Origin of the sequence: Parvularcula mediterranea (genome assembly GCF_013085255.1) — a bacterium.
Taxonomy (GTDB): domain Bacteria; phylum Pseudomonadota; class Alphaproteobacteria; order Caulobacterales; family Parvularculaceae; genus Parvularcula; species Parvularcula mediterranea.
On record NZ_JABFCX010000002.1, the window covers coordinates 1,495,308 to 1,513,442 of the forward strand.

Here is an 18,135-nt window from a genome sequence, read left to right on the forward strand (position 1 = left end):
ATCAGTACTCACTCTCGTTGGCTTCGCGGAGTGCCTTGCCGGCCGGGTCCCTGATGAGGTTGAAGAGCGTACCTGCGAAGAGGAGCAGCGCAAAGCCTGTCGCAAGACCGAAGCCGACCTTGAGGTCGCCGCCGCCGAACCGGTCGCTGGCAAAGGCCATGGCGAGGGGCGCGAGCGCCGCAGCGGCCGCGGTGAAGAAGAGCGTGACCCCCGCGACGGCGCCGTGGTCGACCTTGGGATAGCAGCTGATCGCCTTGGAATTGAGGGTCGGGTAAATCATCGACATGAAGAGACCGGAGAGGGGAAGGAGGTACACGGCCCAAACCTGGCCCCCCACCATACTCCCCGCGAAGCACGCGAAGATGAGACCGGTGAAGAGAACGAGGACGATCTTCCAGTCGAGGAGGTTGAGCACGAAGACCCCCAAGAAACGCCCCGCAGCGCGCAACACGAAGAAGATCATGACGGCGTAGGCTGCGAAAAAGGCTGTCATGCCCGAAGCCTCGAAGCCGTCGAGGAATGTCGGCAACCAGACGAAGATTGCCACCTCCGACGCCACGTAAAGCGCGATCATCATCGAAAAACCGAAGGCATAGGGGCTGCGCATCAGGCGCAGGGTGTGGCCGAGCCCGGCCTCGCTCTTTTCCGACTGCACCGTAGGCGGAAAAGTGGCGCGGGACATCGCGACGATCATCACGGCACAAAGTGCCGCGGCCACGATGTAAAGCCAGCGCCAGCTCGCGCCTGAATGGTCAAGATAAACGACGAGAGCCGGCCCCGCGATGGCGCCGACGCCGAAGAAGCCTTCGACCGCGTTCATTTTCTTGGTGTGGTCGTCGGTCGAGCTAGAAATATCGCCGATGACCGCAAGCCCCGCTGTCTTGAAGATGCCGATGGCAAAGCCGGATATGAACAGAAGTACCGTATATAACTGAAAGGATGAGCCAGCGAAGAAGAGAGCACTGGCGACCCCGTAAAGCGCGAGACCGATGACGATGGTTCGCTTCCGGCCGATGGAATCCGACAGGAAGCCCAAGGTCACGCCGCTCAGCGCGATGGCAATCATCGTGGCCCAGTGGAACGCAGCCGCTTCGGTGTTGGTGATCCCAAGCTCACCCCGCGCGATCGAGATGATCTCGCCCACCGCGTCGGTGGTCATGCCGAACATGAAGAACATCGCGAAGACGAGTGCCGTCACCACGCCATATGTGGCAGCTGGCAATGTGTGCGCAGAGGTCTGGCTCATGGTTCGCAATCCTCGCATGTTCGACATCAGAGTCCTACCTAAGCTGTACACGGCGAGGCAATGCATTGGCAAGCCGTGTATTGTGTGATTAGGACAGCGGCGGAGCAGCGTTCAGGATGAGGCTATGACGAAGGAGCTGATCGCCGGCATCGACGCGGGCGGCACGACGTTCAAGCTTGGTGTGAGTGACCGGGACGGACGCCTCTTGGCCAAGGCGCGCGTGCCGACCACGACACCCGAAGAGACGGTGGGTGATGCGAGCATGAAGCTTCAGGAGCTGGCGGCGGCTGCCGGAGGCCGGATCGGTCGGCTGGGCGTCGCCACCTTCGGCCCCGTGGACGTCGACGAGTCGTCCCCAAACTACGGGACAATCCTCGCCACGCCGAAGCCTGGTTGGTCAGGGACGCCCTTGCTGCGCAACCTGTCAAAGGCCCTCGGAGTTCCAGGTCGTCTCGATACGGACGTCAACGGAGCGCTCGAAGCGGAAATGCAGCTTGGTGCCGGTCGCGGTCTTTCTCGCGTCGCCTATATCACCGTGGGGACGGGGATCGGTGTTGGTCTCAAAAGCGAAGGGCAGTTCGCGGGGCGGCCGCTCCATCCTGAACTCGGTCATATTCGCGTGGTGCGCCATCCGGAAGACCAGCACTACGAAGGTCGTTGCGCCTTTCACAGGGACTGCCTCGAAGGCCTCAGTGCGGCACCCGCTCTATCCGATAGGTTCGGCGATCTTGAAAGTTTGGGTACAGATCATCCAGTCTGGGAAATGGCCGGGCATTACCTTGCGCAGCTTTGCTTGACCCTGGCACTCGGGTCGCGGCTCGAGCGGATCATCTTGGGCGGCGGTGTGCTCGGTGCGCCGGCGTTGATCAGCTCGGTTCAGCGCCACTTCGCGCGGCTGGATGGGGGCTACCTTCCAGAAGCAGGCCGTCTGCAGGAATTGTTGCAGAAGGCGCAACTTGGCGATGATGCGGGCCTGCTGGGAAGCTTCCTGATCGCCCAAGGGGTCGATGCGAAGGCTCGGCCGTAGTGTAGATTTCGTGCGTCGCGTACCAGGTGCTATATTCAAGTATCCCGCATCGCCGTTCGAACGATGATGTCGAGAATGCTACATTTCAAGCTCTTGCAAGAAATGAAATAATGGTGCGCATTGGCTCTTAGCGACCGCACGATCATGTGTTTTGTGAATATGATTTTGGGCGTCTGCCCTAGAAGTAGATTGCTTGCTGACGATCCTGCCTATAGCGAAAAAGCGGAGCTGAAGAAGGGCCGTGCGCCGTTTCCTGCACTACAAAATGCAAACTTTGTGCACTACAAATTGGGCAAAAACGAAGCTAAACCGCTGTAATATATTAGAAATGCTTGTCGTTTTTAACCCCGTCACTCGCGCCACTTCTCTCACGGAGAGAAGTGAAAGTGACAAAGATCCCAGTCAGTCTGATAAGTTTGGTCCCTTTGGGGGATTGCCGCTTTTCGTGCTCAGCGCCGAGCGCTACCTGACGATCCGGAAGCCAATGTGAGATGTTCCGTAGGCGAGGTTTTGCGCCTGACGGGCGGCTGGCCGGAACCGCGCGCAATAGGAGAACGAGCAGAGGTAGGAGCCTCCCTTGATCGTTGCGACGGCGGCTCCGGGTTGATTGGGATCGAAGCCGATCCTGCCTGCTACCCTCTTGTCGTCCGCCCTGTGGGACGGCGCGTAGGGCGTGGCTGTCCACTCCCAGACGTTCCCCATCATGTCGTGAAGGCCGAAGGCATTGGCCTCGAAGGATGCCACGGGGGCGAGGCCCTCGAAGCCGTCCTTGCCGGTATCGATGGCGGGGAAGAGCCCCTGCCAGGTGTTGGCGCGCTTGTTCAGCGCTTCCGCCTCAGCCTTGGTCCATCGCATGACGGAGCCATCGGGCGCGGCCCGGGCGGCAAACTCCCATTCCTCTTCGGTCGGCAAGCGAGCGCCCGCCCAGTCGGCGTAGGCTTCTGCGTCCTCCCGGGTGACGTGGATGACCGGGAGTTGGCCTGAGGGCCTTGAGCTGCCGGGGCCCTTAGGTGCCTGCCAGTTGGCGCCCTCTACGAACCGCCACCAGTCGAGCTCTTCCCGCGAAGGCCTGCTGGGCGGTGCGAAGACTGCAGCGCCGGGGGGCATGGCGATACCGGGGCCGCCGGGCTCATCAGCTTTCCAACCTCGCTCCGCTCGGGTCCTGTAGCCTGTTGCCTCCACAAAGGCCGTGAACTGAGCATTGGTGATTTCAGTTCGGGAGATGGAGAAAGGCTCGACGCAGGCGGGGACCTGCGGGCGCTCTTCGGGGTTGCCCTCTTCGGCGCCAATGGTGAAGCAGCCTCCTTCGAGGGCGACCCAATCTACGTCCTCGCCGCGAGACTGACCGAGAGCCGATAGCGCGACGAGGGCAGCTGTGCATGTGTTGCGAAGTGCAGGGTTCATCCGCGTTCGTACTGTTCCTGCCAGTCCTCAATGTCCGACTTGAAGGTTGAAATCAGCTCCGGGTTCTCCTCTGACACGTCAGCCAGCTGTCCGGGGTCGTTCTCAAGGTCGTAGAGCGCGGTCTCGCCGGTTTCAGGCAGCCAGACGAAGTGCCAGCGTAGGTCCCGGCGATAATAACCGCTCCTTGCTGCTCCCATGTGATCGTCGGTGAAGTCATCGGGCTCACCGCGGAAGTTCGTACCCGCACGATGCTGGGTCATCCTGCCGATGAAGTACTCGCGGGGCGCGGGCAGGCTGCCTGCTTCAATGGCTGGACGCAGGGAATAGCCGGGGAGGTCTTCGGGCGCCTCAACGCCGACGTAGTCGAGGATCGTCGGCATGATATCGAGTGCGCTGGCAAGGTTCGCCGTATCGCGCATCGCCGTGATCTTGCCCTGCCAATAGAAGATGATCGGTGTACGGAACCCTGTTTCGAAGAAGGAGCCTTTGCCTCGCGGACCGCCATTGGCGAAGGTGATGTTATCGTCCGTATACTCAACATCGGCATCCTGCTCCCAGCCATTGTCGTTGATGTAGACGATGAGTGTGTTGTCCATGACCCGCTGGTCGTGGAGTGTGTCGAGGATCTTCCCGACGCCCCAGTCGAACCATGCGATGTTAGCGTAATAGAGCTTTGCGGACTGGGAGAGGTCATCCCGCTCTGCGAAATACTTGTAGAACTCGTTCGGTGCGTTGAGCGGGGTATGCGGAAGAGCCGGACCGTACCAGACGAAAAACGGTTGGTCCGCATGCTCTTCAATGAAGGTCTCCAGCGGCTCCATTGTCTCGCGGCCGATCTTCTGGCCCTGGCCGCCCATGAAGGTGAAGAACCATCGATCGCCAAGGTCGACGGCGTCCTGTACGTCCCAGCTCTCGGTCATGCCGTGGGTGAACCCGCCATGGGCGTAGGACTGCTCCCACCATTTGCCGCTCTGATGCGAGACGTAGCCCTGGTCCTGCAGGATACGCGGGAGCGTCTTGAACTGCTCAATGGCGGAGGTGTGGAGCTTCTGCCGGTACATGGACTGCTCGCGCTGACTGTCGAGGCTGTCCGGGACACCATCCGTGGCGAGAGCATTCTCGACAATCTCGTTCGCCCTCTGATCATATTGGACAGGGTAGAGGCCAGTGATCAGGGTCTGGAGTGTGGGTCTGCAGAAGTTTGATGTCGCATGGCCCACCTCAAAGACCGTTCCGCCATTGCCGATGATATCCATGTTCGGCGTGACGACATTCTCGTCCCCTAAGAAGCCCAGGTAGGGCCAGCCGAGATCATCCGCGATGATGAGGACGACGTTGGGCGGGCCATCAGGGCGCCGGGGCTCAACGGTGCGGTCGATCTCTCCTGCATAGGTGTCGTCGAAGACGCCGCCGAAGTCGAAGGCTTCGGTTTTGGCTTCGGACTCTGGCTGGGTCGCCTCATGTCCTTCGCATGCGGAGAGGAGGAGGGCTAGGATACTCGCTGAGATCTTGCGGTGCATTGAGTCATCCTGCTCTTTGGACGGAGGGAAGTGGATTGCTGGCGCTAGTCACTTGTGGCTTCGCCTTGCGCTGTCGGGACCGCGGCGATGGCCACGCCGTAGGCGCTGAGGACAGCAGAGCCTGCGCTTGGGCCAACGGAACCTGTGACGGGCATCCAGTCGGCGTCTTGTATTGCGAGGGGTGCTTCCACGGCCCCGAAGTTGAAGGCGACGAGGACGCTGCCTTCGAGGTGCTCGCGTCTCAGGACGACAGTGTCACCGCTGGTCTCCGCAACTGCTGTCGAGCCGTTAGCGAGGGCCGGATGGTTGGCTCTGAGGCGCGTGAGACGTCGATAGAACGCGAGGAGCGAGCCTTCGTCAGCTTCCTGAACGTCCACCCATTCGGGGCCATCGAGAGCGTGGGCGCTGGGTAGGTCGTATGCTGAGGGGTCACTGAGATACCAGTCGGCGAGGGCGTCAGGCTGCTGGCTGTCCCAACGCATGGCTTCTCTGATGGGGATATCGCGCACATCATGCTGGGAGGAGAGGAGGGCGTCGGGAAGGTCGCCTTCAAGCTTTTCGCCGCGCATTCCGAGTTCCTGGCCGTAGTAGAGGATCGGCGTCCATCCGGTGAGTAGGTTTGATGCCGCAGCAAGGCGGAGAGCCCTTGGGTCCTCAAGGTGGGAAGCTATTCGGTCCGTGTCGTGATTTTCTACGAACACGAACTGGCCGTGGTCACTGCCAAGGACAGCGTTCGTCTCGCTCACAGCGTCAGCAAAGCCTGCCCCATCAAGATCAAGGATGGCCCCCCGGATCGGGAAGCCAAAGACCATGTCGGCTTCGCCTTGATTGACGAATGCCTCGCCATAGCCCCAGTCCGCCTGCTCTGCGATGATCTTGATGTCTGGCTTGGCTTCACGGAGTTCGTCAAATATTGGTACCCAGAACGCATCGAATAGACCAGTCAGTACACCAGCATTATCGAGATCATCCATCATGTGGTCGATCCGGTATCCATCGGCACCGTCTGAGAAGTGACCGTCTCCGTTGGGATCGAGCCAGAACAGGAGGTACTCGGTGAAGTAGGCGCGCGCCTTTTCGCTGAGCAGGTCGACGGTGTAGATGTTCTGCTTCTGGCTGGGCCAGACGTCGAACTCCGTCAGGTTGAAAAGCGTCCCTACCGGTCGAGTGTTCTGCTCGTCGTCGAACAGGACGTAGCCGTCAGACGGTGAGCCAGGATTGCCGGACGCCTCCTTGAACCATTCATGCTGTCCACTGACATATTGGATTTCCTGATCGAGGATGATCGTCATGCCGCGTTGGTGGATCTCCTCGACGAGTGCGACGTAGTCCTCCATCGAGCCGAACTCCGGGTCGATCCCATAGAAGTCGTTGGCGAAGTAATTGTGGTAGAACTGGGATGGATAGAGCGGCGTCAGGAGGATGCCTGTCACGCCAAGCGATTGAAGAAAATCGAGCTTTTGGCGGATTCCATCCAGATCTCCCTGTCGGTCGCCATCGCTGTCTGCGAAGCTCCTGACGAAGATGTGGTAGTAAAGCTCTGGCTGCGGAGGTTCCTGCTGTTCCGGTGTGTTGGGAGTTTTGGACGAAAGAGGTGCCTGCGTGTCTGCAGGTTCTGTCCTCTGCGAACAGCTGGCGATCAGGATGGCGAGGAAGAGCGCGGGAATGAGCTTCATTAATAGAAAGCCTCTGCTGATGTTGGGGCTTCATGAGATGCTCTGAACCCTGACGGTGTGACCCCGAATCTCTTGTGAAAGGACGCGGTGAAGTGTGATGGGCTGCGGAAGCCGTGCTCGTAGGCGATGTCTGAGATCGGCTGTGCACTGCTGGATATGCGCAGGGCGGCGCGGCGCAACCGGTAATGGCGTTCATACTCCGCGAAGCCGGACCCGAAAGCCTGTTTGAAACTTCGCGAGAAATAGTGCCGGGACAGGTGACAGCGCGCCGCGGCTTCCTCCACGCTCACCGTCCGGTGCGCGGTATCCGCGACGAGTTCCAGCGCAGGTCGCAGCCGTGAGCGGAACGTCTCTCTTTGGACGGGCACAGTGCTGTGCACATCATCCGAAGTCATTAGCGCGGCGAGAAGCGTTGCGAAAAGGCGCGGGGGGAGGGCGGAATGGCAACGGCCCTCAAGCGCTTCCGCCGTCCATGCGATCAGCGTCCGGAACCTCTCGCGTTCAGTGCCCTGAGCTTGGAGAACGAATGCATCGTCCGGTGGAGCGATGCCGTCCTTGCGCAGAAGCTCTGCAACAAGGCCGGCATCGGCGTGGAGGACTGTCCAATCCCTCGGCCCAGCCTCAAGGGAGAAGTCGTGGAAACGCATCGAAGGGACGTACACGATGCACCCGGAGCTGATGGGATAGTCGCCGCCGAGCGTGTGAAGGGTGCCTTTCGCCTGTTCGAAGAAGATGAACTCGTGGGCATCGTGGAAGTGCGGGAAGAGGCGTTCCTCAGCAGGCCCGTGCGCGTCGGAGACCGTCTCCGCTCGCAGCGCGATGGCCGGGTCGAGTGCGACTGGCTCGCAGAGTGTCGGTTTCGAACTCATCGCACGGGTTTTATACTGCCTAGGCAGGCCTGGGAACCAGACCCTTCTGTCAAACAGCAGTCATTCCGCAGGATCGCACAGATGCGATAGCTAATCACTGGTGCTACGATAGTGGCGCTACTCGAAACTGTTGTGATTGGAGGGCTAGATCTTCTCTATGTCGGACCCTGAGCCTCCTTCTGACCTCGCTGACCTTGATTGGGTCGATGAGCCGGTCACGCTCGATCGAGATGCGTGCGCGCGGTTCGATCGTGACGGGTTCGTCCTCCTTCGCGACGTTCTTCCTGCGGAGAAGCTTGCGAGGATCGGCGAGGAGATCACGGCGCTGACGCTGGCGCTGAACGAGGAAGACAGGCCCCTCGAAGAGCGCGATACCTACGATCGCGCGTTTCTTCAGGTGATGAACCTTTGGCGTCATTCCGAGCGTGTGAAGCGGTTCGTGTTCGGGAGGCGGCTGGCGGGGCTGGCCGCTGAGCTTCTCGGCAAGGATGGTGTTCGTCTGTACCACGATCAATCGCTCTACAAGGAGCCGTCGGGCGGCATCACCCCTGCGCATGCGGACCAGTACTACTGGCCCCTGTCATCGGATCGTACGGTGACAGCTTGGATCCCGCTTCAGCCGGTCCCGGAGGAGATGGGACCTCTCGCCTTCTTTGCGGGCAGTCAGCATGCGGAGCTAGGACGGGACCTACCGATTTCTGATGAAAGCGAGGCGACCATCCGCCGGGAGATGCAGGCCCAGGGCTTTCCTCTGGTTCAAAGCCCCTTCGCCCTCGGCGATGTCAGTTTCCATGCCGGTTGGACATTCCACCTCGCTGGCGCGAACCAGTCTGACCGTCCACGTTCCGTGATGACGATGATCTACATGGACAAGGACATCAGGCTCGCGGCGCCGACGAACAGCTTTCAGGAAAATGACCGGGCAACCTGGATGCCGGGCGCGAGGGTCGGGGAGGTGGTGGATACTCCGCTCAACCCGATCTTGATCGACAAGGGCTAAGCCCGCCTGAGGCCCACGTCGCTCGAAGGATTGGAAACAACGTATACGGAGTGGAAGTGCCGTTCTTCGCTGGAAGAGCGCTCAACGAACTGCGGCTGTAGCGTCGCTCGTGCCACCTGATGGCGCTGAAGTGTTGTCCCCGAGGACCTGCGCCAGGGCAGCTTCGAGGTCTTCGCGGTTCATCGGCTTCTGCACCACCGGGTAGGCGTGGAACTCACCGGGCAGTTCCTTGGCGTTGTAGCCAGTGAGGAAAACCACGGCCGTTCCGTCTGCGATCAGGTCCCTTGCAAGCTCAAAGCTTGTGACGTTGGAGCCGAGATGGATGTCGAGGATCGCAAGGTCGAAGTGCTCGTCGCCAGCGCGTTTCACCTGCTTCAGTGAGGCTGCGGAGACGATGTCCTTGAACCCGATCTGACCGAGAGTGAGTTCCCCATCGAGCGCGACAAGTGTTTCGTCCTCGAGATAGAGTACGCGCAGATCAGAATAATTTTCCACTGATATCCTCGTCGAACTCCGTGATACTCTCACTAGGAACAGTGATAACACAGCGCAGACCGCTTGGTTCCCAGAAAAGTTCCACATTTCCGTCGAGGGTTCGTTCGATGGTCGATTTGATGAGCGTCGATCCGAAGCCTTCCCTCGTGGGGGGCTCGATCTGCTCTGGGCAGGTCTCCTGCCAGTTCATGCGGAAGACCTCGCCATCGCCTTCGTCGGTGCGGGACCAGCTGACGTCTAGCTTGCCGTCCGGCTGGGCGAGGCAGCCATACTTCGCGGCGTTGGTCGCAAGCTCATGAACGGCCATGCCGAGCGCGAGGGTCGCTTTTGAATTGCAGCGGATCGACGGGCCACGCAGGGACACGATGTCGTCGCCGTAGACGCGCGTGAGCTCCGGTTCGATGAGCTCCCTGAACGTTGCCGAGTGCCAGTTCTCCTGGGTGAGCAACTGGTGCGTTTTTCCGAGCGCCGTGATCCGGTTGAAGAGGGTGTGGAGGACCTGCTCGGCATCGCCTTCTTCGAGGCGCGCCCGATTCACGAGCGCCGCGACGTTGGCCAGCATGTTCTTCACCCGATGCTGCAGCTCGAGCATGACGCGGCGAAGCTCTTCCTGAACCTCCTTATACGCCGTAACGTCCCGGACGTTGACGCCCACGGCAGCCACGTCACCCGCGACGTGGAGAGGATACCAGTCGACGATCCAGGTCAGGTCCCGGTCAGGGTTTGCAGGCGTCCTACCGACGACTTCCTGGTTGAGGATCGCTTTGCCGGTTTCGAAGACTTTCCGCACCGGTTCGATGACGGTCTGGCCAAGCTCGGGAACGATCTCGTCTATGCGCTTGCCGAAATGATCCTCAATCGGAATACCGTTGATTTCTGCAAGGCCCTTATTGGCGCGAATGTAGGTGAGGTCAGGGCCGAAGAGCGCCATCGCCACAGGGCTGACCCGATAGAGCTCATTAACCTCCGCCAGACGCTGCTGCGCTTCGAGCTTCGCCACGTCGAGCTCGCGAGCATTGCGGCGCATCTCAGTGACATCAATCAGTGTGAAGATCACGCCTAGGTCGCTATCGTCACTGTCCCTGGACGCTGCCGCGCGGAGGATGAATTCGAACTCTTCGTCAAAAGACTTCAGGTCAGTTTCGATCATCTCGCCGGTATCAAGAACGCTCTTGCACAGCGGGGCCAACGCTCCGACCGGGAAGATTGAAGCTATATCGTCGAGCGGCCTGCCGATGTCCGCCTCAACGAAACGGAAATACTTGAGCGATTCTTCCGTATACCGCTTAACGGCGAGCTTGTCATCGAGGAAAACCGTCGCGAGGCTCGTGCTTGCGACGAAGCCATTGAGATCCGCGTTGAGCTCATTGAGCTCTGAGATCTTCGCCTGAAGCTCTTCATTGATCGTCGACAGCTCTTCGTTCGAGGACTGAAGTTCCTCGTTCATCGACATCATTTCTTCGTTGGAGCTTTTCAGCTCCTCGTTCGATGTCTCGAGCTCTTCGATCGTCGTCCTGACGGTCTGGCGCGCGTCGTCCAGCTCCTGTTCGAGTTCCCGGACATACTCGCTTTCATCGCCGCTCGATGCTGCCAGGGTGCGGTCGACGGAAGGGATCTCATCGCCCTTCTGGTGGAAGACGAAGAACCGCTCGCCTGTGCTCAGCCGTTCACTCGTGACCTCGAGATCAAGGGCCTCGCCATCGATCTCACCGGTGAAGGATGCTGAACTGACTTCGCCATCCCGCTCCGTAGCCTGATTGTTCAGCCTGCGGATTGTACTCTCGAGGCTGGGGTGGATGAGGTTGCTGAGGGTGACCTGCATGTCGCCAGAGCGAAGCTTGCAGAACTTCTCTGCCCCGGGGGACAGCCTAGTAACCGTACCGCCCGGTGCGGTGGCGATGAATGGCGGGGAGTGGCGCTCGAGGATTGCGTCCCGGACGGCGTCACTCGATTGGCGCGAATAGCCCGAGGACTGGTCCCCGTGCGTGTCGAGCCGCCGGTTGAGCCCAATCGGCGAGAGCGGGAGGCTCAAAGGTTCCGAAGGGCGCCCGTCGCGCTCATAGATATGATGTGCGGTACTGAAATCCGAGAAACCGGGGTGTACGGATTGGGGTGTTTCGCTTGTCCCAAGAAACAGGTACCGACCCGGCTTGAGCGAGTAGTGGAACACCTTGAAGGCGTGCTCCTGCAGAGGCTTCTCAAAATAGATCAGCAGGTTCCGGCAAGAGATCAGGTCGAGCTTGGAGAAGGGCGGGTCCTTGATGAGGCTGTGTTCCGAGAAGCGGACGAGGGACCGCAGCTTCTTCCCCACTTCGAAACCTGCTTGCGTGGGCTGCATGTAGCGCTGCAGCAGGTCCTCGGGGATCTTCTCCGCGGCGATGTTTCCATACTGGCCTGCACGTGCGACCTGCAGGGCCTCGTCGTCGATATCGGTCCCAAAGATCGTGACCAGCGGCTTGCCATCGGACCGCTCGAGCTCTGCGGCGATCAGCATGCCGATCGAATAAGCCTCCTCGCCGGTGGAGCAGCCGGGAACCCATACGCGGACTTCGTCGCTCTTGCCCTTGCCGCGGACGATGCTCGGTATGACGTGTGTTTTCAGGGTCTCGAACGCGTCGGGATCACGGAAGAAGCCCGTGACGTTGATGAGGACATCGCGTTGAAGCTTCACCGCTTCCTGACGATCCTGGATCAGCTTCTCGAGATATTGGGAGGGGCTGACCGTTCCGAGCGCCGACATGCGCACCGCGAGACGGCGCAGCAACGTGGATTGTTTGTAGTCGGAGAAATCATGCCCGGTGTGATAGCGGACATGCTTGAAGACTCGCGAGACGAACTCGTAATTGTTGTCGATCGTCGGCCCGATGCCTGTACGCCGCTGGCGATAGTCGCGCAGGACGTCGGCCATCTCGGCGATGGTCAGGGTGAGGTCGACCGCGCCGCTCGCAATCGCGCTCTTCGGCATTCCGTCATAGGAAGCCTCGGTGGGGTTCTGCGCGAGGACGAGACCACCGGCTTCCTTGATCGCCTTGATGCCGTCCGAGCCGTCGCTGCCCGTGCCGGACAGGATAATCCCGACGCAGTCTTCGCCCTGGTCCTCGGCGAGGGAGCGGAAGAAGGTATCGATGGGACGGCGCTGCCCGCGTGGGCTATCGAAGTCTGCGAGGTGCAGCTCGCGGTCCTTGATCGTGAGGGAGGCGCCTGGCGGGATCAGGTAGATGTTGCCGCTTTCGACCCGCATGCCTTCTTCTGCCGTGTGAACGGGGGTGCTGGTGCGCTTCGTCAGCAGTTCCTGAAGCAGGCTCCGGTGATCGGGGTCGAGGTGCTGCACGAGGATGATGGCCAGCTTCTCGTTCGCGGAGAGCCTCGCAAACAGGTCGCGAAAGGCTTCGAACCCTCCGGCCGAGGCGCCGACGCCCACGACAAGTTCGCGGCTATCCTGATTCATTTCGGAGTTGTTCATCGGGACGCCTGCTCTACCATCCCCAAGGGCATAACGAAGTTCTACCGGGAAAGCACCACGGTATGCTGCCTAAACGTCTGAGAAGCTTCATCGAAGACGCGGACATCCCGCTGAGCCTTGCCGATGCGCAGACGCCGGACATGCCGCTTGTGCTCGTGAACGCTGCGTTTGAGCGGCTCACCGGCTATCTTTCGGAGGAAGTCGTCGGGCAGAACTGCAGGTTTCTTCAGGGAAATACGGACCAGCCCGAGGCGCGATCGGAGGTCAGGGCGCTTCTGTCGGGGCGTGCCGACGGGCAGGTCGTCCTCAAAAACTACCGCAAGAACGGCGAGCGGTTCGACAACCTGCTCTTCCTGTTTCCGATCGAAATTGGCGGGAAGCTGGCCTATTTCCTTGGCTCTCAGTTCGAGGCGACCGGAGAGGACACCCTGAGCGATTCGGCTGCGCGGGGCGGTTATCTCAAGGCGCACCTCGCGACGCTCCAAACCGACACGCGCATCCTGAAAGCCCAGACCCGCCGGACCACGTCGGAATCGATCGCGATAGCCGCGCGAACGCTCGTGACGCTCTCGACGACAAGAGGCGCGCGCTAGCCGCTGCAACAGGGCTTGTCATCGTTGTCAGAAATGGTGGTAGGAAGGTTCCCTCGCTTTAGCTGACCGGGGCCACTGACCATGATCTTCGACCGCCGTACCTTCCTGCTCGCCAGTGCCGCGAGTGTGGCTGCCTGCTCTCGCGAGACCCCTTCGACAGAGGCTGCGGCATCGCCGAAGAGCATCCTGGCGGCCGGGGCAGAACTCGAAGTCCTGGCGGAAGGCTATGGTTGGTCCGAGGGGCCGACCTGGGACTATGACCGAGGCGCGCTCTACTTCACCGACGTCCCCGGAAACACGGCTTATCAGTGGACGCGCGCGAGCGGCGTCGAGGTCTTTCTCCAGCCCTCAGGGACCGACAGCGCAGAGGGTTTCCGCGAGCCGGGGGCGAACGGGCTCTGCTATGAAGGGGAGGGCAAGCTCCTCGTCTGCAATCATGGCCTGAGGCGCGTCGAGCGGTTGGACATCGCAACGGGCGAGCGGACGCCGCTGGCTTCGAGCTACAATGGCGAGCCGTTCAACTCGCCGAATGATATCTGCAAGGCGGCAGACGGCACGATCTACTTCACCGATCCGCCCTACGGCCTTCAGGGTCAGGACGATTCCCCGATGAAGCGGCAGGACTCTAACGGCGTCTATCGTCTGAAGACGGACGGAACGGTCGAGCGGCTTCTCTCGGATATGGTCAGGCCCAACGGCATTGCACTCTCGCCTGACGAAAGCACCCTCTACATCACCCAGTCCGACCGGGTACAGCCGATCCTCAGGCGCGCAACACCGACTGCGGCTGGGCTTGATGACGTCAGGACGCTGATGGATATTTCGCCCTATATGGGTGAGGACACGCCGGGCTACGCCGACGGCATGGCCATCGCGGCGAGCGGCGAGGTGCTTGTCGCAGGTCCCGGCGGGGTTCTGGTCATCTCGCCCGAAGGCGAGCTTGTCGAGCGGATCATGACGGACAGCGCAGCGGCGAACTGCTGCTTCGGTGAGGACGGCACGACGCTCTTCATCACAGCGCACAAGCGCCTCCTCCGCGTGCGCACGACCCTCACGGGCGCCAAGTTCGCCTGATGGAAGGGCAGCAGGCGATCATCGCCACAGGGTTAGGGGTCGCGGTCCTCCTGCTCCTGATCCTCCGCTTCCGGATGAATGCCTTCGTCGCGCTCCTTTCGGTGGCGCTTGGCACGGCACTGCTTGCAGGGCTGCCTGTCACCGAAGCGCTGGCCGCCGTGCAGGCCGGAATGGGCGGGACCCTTGGCTTCATCGCGCCGATCGTCGGGCTCGGCGCACTCTTCGGTGCGATGCTCGAAGCGTCTGGCGGGATCGAGGCGCTGGGCCGGGTTGTTGGCGATCCGAAGAAGCTGTTCCGGACGCAAGTCACCGTCGCAGTCATCGGTCTCGTGGCGTCCACGCCTGTCTTCTTCGACGTGGGTCTCCTCATCCTCTTGCCGCTGGTCATTGGCCTTGCGCGGGCGGGGGCCAAGCCAGCGCTGGCGTTCGGCCTGCCTCTGGCAGCGGGCCTCGCGGTCGGGCACGGCTTCGTGCCGCCGACGCCGGGGCCTATGGCGATTGCGGATCTCATTGGCGCTGAGGTCGGATGGGTTGCGATCTTCGGCATACTGACGGGACTTGTCGCCGTCATCGTTTCAGGCCCGGTCTTCGCGTCATTTCTCGCAAGCCGTGGCGCGCTCCCTGAAGGCAAGGTGCAGGAGCCCCAGCGATCAGCGACAGCCACCATGCCGCCGGGGCAGGCCATGGCGCTGATCGTCCTGCCGCTGCTCCTCATTCTCCTCGCTGCCGCGTGGCCGGGGGAGAAGCCGGGTGCAGTCACGCTGATTGGCCATCCGTTCACGGCGCTTATCATTGCCTGCGCAGCAGCTGCGCTGGTGCTGAGGACCAAGGACGAGGAGGCGAGGAAGCAGCGCGACCGCATCCTCGCGGGCGCGCTCCTGCCAACCGGGTCCATCATCCTCGTCACAGGCGCAGGGGGCTCGTTCAAGCAGGTGCTGGTGGAGACCGGCGCTGGCGAGATCATCGGGCAGGGCGTTGCCGGCCTTGCGCTCTCTCCGGTCATAGCGAGCTTCGTCCTCGCGCTGATCCTCAGGGTTTCGCAGGGGAGCGCCACGGTCGCGATGGTCACGGCGAGCGGGCTGGCAGCCCCGATTATCGCAGCCGCTGACCCGAGCGCGGCGGGCCTCGGTGTGCTGACGATTGCGATTGCCGCCGGGGCGACCGGGTTCAGCCATGTCAACGATTCAGGTTTCTGGCTCGTCCGAGAGCTTTTCGGCCTGACGACCGGCGAGACCTTGAGGACCTGGACGCTCCTTACGGGGATTATCGCGATCGTGGGCCTCATCGCCTGCCTGATCCTCTATCCGATCGTGGCATGACGGTGAGCAGCGCAGCCGCGCAGAAGAGCAGGGGGTGGGCAGAGCGTTTCTCCCGCCTTGCTGCTTATGGCGTGGGCGATTTCGGGCTCAACATCTACTGGAACACGCTCTCGCTGTTCCTCGTCTTCTTCTACACGGTGGTCGTGGGCATCCCTCCAGGGGTCGCCGGTATCATCTACTCAATAGGCATGGCGTGGGATGCGCTCAGTGATCCTGTCATCGCGAGTTTCGCAGAGCGGGCGCGGACGCGGCACGGGACGTACAGGCCCTTCCTCCTCTTCGGCGCGCCGATCGTGGCGGCAGCCTTCGTGCTTCTCTTCTGGGTCCCGCCATTCGATGGCGCGGTGCTTCTCGCTGTCCTGCTGGTCGTCGGGATCATCTTCAGGACAAGCTATACGCTTGTGGCTATTCCGTATGCAGCGCTTTCGGCGAGGCTGACCTTCAACAGCCAGGAGCGCGTAGAGCTGACGGGCGTCAGGATGTTTTTCGCGTTCGGCGGGCTGCTTCTGGTCTCGGGAGGGTTTCCGTTTCTCCTCAAGGCCTTCTCAGGCGGCGACGACTATCAGGCCCCGGCCTTCCTGCTGACCGCGCTCCTCGGCGGCATCGCAGCCACGGCAGCGCTCCTTCTCTGCTTCGCGAGGACGGAGGAGCAACCCCTCATCCGAGGAACCAAGGTGGCGGAGCTGAGCCCCCGAGCCTTTGCCAAGGCTTTCACGAGCAACTCCGCACTCCTCATTCTTCTGGGCACGGTGTTTCTCCAGTCGCTGGGGAGCGCCAGCCTCATGGTCTCGCTGCTCTTCTTCCTCGAGACGCAGGAGGGCCTTGCTAGCGAGGGGACCGTCCTTACCGCCTTCGCCGTGGCGACCATGCTCGGCGTGCCGCTCTGGACCCTCGTCATCCGCGCGATCGGCAAGAAACGCTGCTGGGTCCTCGCGGCAATCATCATGTCCCTCGCAGGGCTGTCGATGCTGGTCTTCGGCACGCTGCCGGTCATGGGGCTACCGGTGCCGATCATCGTCTACGGCTTCGCCATGGGCAGCTTCGGCGTGATGCTCTGGTCCTTCGTTCCGGATACGGTGGAGTTTGGCCAGCTCAAGACAGGCGAGCGGGCCGAGGCCGTGAGCTTCGGCGCGGTGCTGATCTCGCAAAAGATGGCAGGCGCTGCGATGGGGTTCCTCGTCGGGCAGGTCCTGGGCCTTGTCGGCTTTGACGCACGGCTGGGAGAGCAAGGGGCGGGCACGAGCGAGGGGATCCTGATCTTCCTCGCGGTCGTCCCGGGTGCTGCCTATCTCATCAGCGCGATCCCAGTGGCGTTTTTACCTCTCAACAGGCAGAGCCATGCTGATATGGTCTCGGAACTTGAAAGGAGCGGCCGGGAAGGCGCGTAAGGTTGGTCTATGGTCCGGATGGTGGATGTTGCGAAGGAGGCTGGCGTCTCGATCAAGACGGTGAGCCGTGTTCTCAACAACGAGCCCCACGTGCAGGACGCCATGCGCCAGAAGGTGCGCAGCGCGGTTGAGCGGCTCGGTTACATCCCGTCAGCTTCCGCAAGGAGCCTCAGGAGCAATCGCAGCTACTCGATCATGCTGCTGATCCACGACGTCCGATCGATGTTCGTCAGCACGGTGCAGTTCGGGGCTCTGCAAAAGTGCCAAAAGCTCGGCTACCACCTCCAGCTCTCGATGATCGGTTCGGACCAGCTGAAGGATGAGGAGACGCTCAAGGCCTGGTTCGCGGAGAACCTGCGCGGCGGGCACCCCGATGGCCTTGTCCTGGTTCCTCCGATGGCGAACAATCCGGTGATGGAGAGGGTGGTGAAGTCCCTTGGCCTCAACACCATCCGCGTGGGACCAAACGAAATTCCGCACACGGCCCGTACCGCGAGCGTGATGATCGACGACCGTCAGGCAGCCCACGACATGACGGCGCACCTGATCGGCCTCGGCCACCGCAGGATCGGCTTCATCCGGGGCAAGGAAGATCAGGACGCGACCCACCGGCGGTTCGACGGCTACGCCTCGGCGCTGGCTGGGGCCGGGATCGCGATGGACGAGAGCATCGTTCTTCCCGGTTCGTTCGATTTCAACTCAGGCCTGGAGCAGGGCGATGTACTCCTCGCCATGAAGGACCGCCCGACCGCTGTCTTCGCCTCGAACGACGACATGGCCGCGGGGGTCATCATGGCGGCGCATCAGGCCGGGGTTTCGGTCCCCGGTGAGCTCTCCGTCGCAGGCTTTGACGACAACGAAATCGCTGAGCGGACCCTGCCGACCATCACGACGATCAGGCAGCCGCTCGAAGAGATCGGCATGGTGGCGATCGAAGCGCTGGTGACGGCGGCAGGCGCTTCGCTGGAGGAGCTGACGTCCCACGTCCTGCCCTATGAGCTGGTTGAGCGACGCTCCACCGCAGCACCAGCATAGGGGCTCGCCAAGCGGGCCGCTCTCTG

Annotated in this window: 14 protein-coding genes; 7 read left to right on the top strand and 7 right to left on the bottom strand. The window is 61.6% G+C overall.

The genetic code is table 11. The features are described from left to right. Position 1: 1 nt before the first annotated feature. Positions 2 to 1,246, bottom strand: a complete 1,245-nt coding sequence (locus tag HK107_RS07830) for an MFS transporter (RefSeq protein ID WP_173198290.1) — start codon at positions 1,244 to 1,246, stop codon at positions 2 to 4. A gap of 124 nt (positions 1,247 to 1,370) precedes the next feature. Between HK107_RS07830 and HK107_RS07835 the strand changes: the two genes are divergently transcribed. Further along, entirely contained in the window at positions 1,371 to 2,273 is a 903-nt protein-coding gene (locus tag HK107_RS07835) for an ROK family protein (protein WP_173198292.1), read from the top strand. A 462-nt stretch (positions 2,274 to 2,735) separates the two neighbouring features. Here the strand turns inward: HK107_RS07835 and HK107_RS07840 are convergent, their stop codons facing one another. From HK107_RS07840 to HK107_RS07855, 4 genes are read right to left on the bottom strand one after another with little or no spacing between them, the layout of a single operon-like run. Further along, positions 2,736 to 3,677 (bottom strand): formylglycine-generating enzyme family protein, encoded by a 942-nt coding sequence (locus HK107_RS07840; RefSeq protein ID WP_173198294.1) that lies wholly within the window; start codon positions 3,675 to 3,677, stop codon positions 2,736 to 2,738. Next, on the bottom strand, positions 3,674 to 5,197 hold the full coding sequence (locus HK107_RS07845; RefSeq protein WP_173198296.1) for a sulfatase family protein: 1,524 nt from the start codon (positions 5,195 to 5,197) through the stop codon (positions 3,674 to 3,676). The genes HK107_RS07840 and HK107_RS07845 overlap by 4 nt, the downstream gene beginning before the upstream one ends. A 44-nt stretch (positions 5,198 to 5,241) precedes the next feature. Further along, entirely contained in the window at positions 5,242 to 6,873 is a 1,632-nt protein-coding gene (locus tag HK107_RS07850) for an alpha-amylase family glycosyl hydrolase (RefSeq protein ID WP_173198298.1), read from the bottom strand. Then, positions 6,873 to 7,742 (bottom strand): helix-turn-helix transcriptional regulator, encoded by an 870-nt coding sequence (locus HK107_RS07855; protein WP_173198299.1) that lies wholly within the window; start codon positions 7,740 to 7,742, stop codon positions 6,873 to 6,875. Before HK107_RS07855 ends, HK107_RS07850 begins: the two co-directional genes overlap by 1 nt. A 157-nt stretch (positions 7,743 to 7,899) precedes the next feature. Here HK107_RS07855 and HK107_RS07860 point away from each other — a divergent pair, with 157 nt between their 5' ends. Next, complete coding sequence (locus HK107_RS07860; protein ID WP_173198300.1) at positions 7,900 to 8,742, top strand: phytanoyl-CoA dioxygenase family protein; 843 nt, start codon at positions 7,900 to 7,902, stop codon at positions 8,740 to 8,742. A gap of 81 nt (positions 8,743 to 8,823) precedes the next feature. Here the strand turns inward: HK107_RS07860 and HK107_RS07865 are convergent, their stop codons facing one another. Continuing rightward, positions 8,824 to 9,237, bottom strand: coding sequence for a response regulator (locus HK107_RS07865; RefSeq protein WP_173198301.1), 414 nt, complete (start codon positions 9,235 to 9,237; stop codon positions 8,824 to 8,826). Then, the gene (locus HK107_RS07870) at positions 9,221 to 12,700 is read right to left on the bottom strand and encodes a chemotaxis protein CheB (RefSeq protein ID WP_173198302.1); all 3,480 of its coding nucleotides are present in this window, start codon (positions 12,698 to 12,700) and stop codon (positions 9,221 to 9,223) included. The genes HK107_RS07865 and HK107_RS07870 overlap by 17 nt, the downstream gene beginning before the upstream one ends. 62 nt (positions 12,701 to 12,762) lie before the next feature. Here HK107_RS07870 and HK107_RS07875 point away from each other — a divergent pair, with 62 nt between their 5' ends. From HK107_RS07875 to HK107_RS07895, 5 genes are all read left to right on the top strand, one after another. Next, entirely contained in the window at positions 12,763 to 13,293 is a 531-nt protein-coding gene (locus tag HK107_RS07875; RefSeq protein WP_173198303.1) for a PAS domain-containing protein, read from the top strand. 81 nt (positions 13,294 to 13,374) lie between these two features. Beyond that, complete coding sequence (locus tag HK107_RS07880) at positions 13,375 to 14,367, top strand: SMP-30/gluconolactonase/LRE family protein (protein ID WP_198912333.1); 993 nt, start codon at positions 13,375 to 13,377, stop codon at positions 14,365 to 14,367. Beyond that, entirely contained in the window at positions 14,367 to 15,686 is a 1,320-nt protein-coding gene (locus HK107_RS07885) for a GntT/GntP/DsdX family permease (protein WP_173198304.1), read from the top strand. Before HK107_RS07880 ends, HK107_RS07885 begins: the two co-directional genes overlap by 1 nt. A gap of 2 nt (positions 15,687 to 15,688) precedes the next feature. Next, on the top strand, positions 15,689 to 17,074 hold the full coding sequence (locus HK107_RS07890) for an MFS transporter (protein ID WP_173198305.1): 1,386 nt from the start codon (positions 15,689 to 15,691) through the stop codon (positions 17,072 to 17,074). 9 nt (positions 17,075 to 17,083) lie between these two features. Continuing rightward, positions 17,084 to 18,109: a LacI family DNA-binding transcriptional regulator gene (locus HK107_RS07895; RefSeq protein WP_173198307.1), complete on the top strand. Its 1,026-nt coding sequence runs from the start codon at positions 17,084 to 17,086 to the stop codon at positions 18,107 to 18,109. The last annotated feature ends 26 nt before the right edge of the window (positions 18,110 to 18,135 follow it).

Excerpts from the sequence above, each read along its gene's own strand:
- HK107_RS07835 (WP_173198292.1), top strand. The coding sequence starts at position 1,371 with ATGACGAAGGAGCTGATCGCCGGCATCGACGCGGGCGGCACGACGTTC.
- HK107_RS07885 (WP_173198304.1), top strand. The coding sequence starts at position 14,367 with ATGGAAGGGCAGCAGGCGATCATCGCCACAGGGTTAGGGGTCGCGGTC.
- HK107_RS07845 (WP_173198296.1), bottom strand. The coding sequence starts at position 5,197 with ATGCACCGCAAGATCTCAGCGAGTATCCTAGCCCTCCTCCTCTCCGCA.
- HK107_RS07870 (WP_173198302.1), bottom strand. The coding sequence starts at position 12,700 with ATGAACAACTCCGAAATGAATCAGGATAGCCGCGAACTTGTCGTGGGC.
- HK107_RS07840 (WP_173198294.1), bottom strand. The coding sequence starts at position 3,677 with ATGAACCCTGCACTTCGCAACACATGCACAGCTGCCCTCGTCGCGCTA.
- HK107_RS07860 (WP_173198300.1), top strand. The coding sequence starts at position 7,900 with ATGTCGGACCCTGAGCCTCCTTCTGACCTCGCTGACCTTGATTGGGTC.
- HK107_RS07850 (WP_173198298.1), bottom strand. The coding sequence starts at position 6,873 with ATGAAGCTCATTCCCGCGCTCTTCCTCGCCATCCTGATCGCCAGCTGT.
- HK107_RS07855 (WP_173198299.1), bottom strand. The coding sequence starts at position 7,742 with ATGAGTTCGAAACCGACACTCTGCGAGCCAGTCGCACTCGACCCGGCC.
- HK107_RS07895 (WP_173198307.1), top strand. The coding sequence starts at position 17,084 with ATGGTCCGGATGGTGGATGTTGCGAAGGAGGCTGGCGTCTCGATCAAG.
- HK107_RS07880 (WP_198912333.1), top strand. The coding sequence starts at position 13,375 with ATGATCTTCGACCGCCGTACCTTCCTGCTCGCCAGTGCCGCGAGTGTG.
- HK107_RS07830 (WP_173198290.1), bottom strand. The coding sequence starts at position 1,246 with ATGAGCCAGACCTCTGCGCACACATTGCCAGCTGCCACATATGGCGTG.
- HK107_RS07875 (WP_173198303.1), top strand. The coding sequence starts at position 12,763 with ATGCTGCCTAAACGTCTGAGAAGCTTCATCGAAGACGCGGACATCCCG.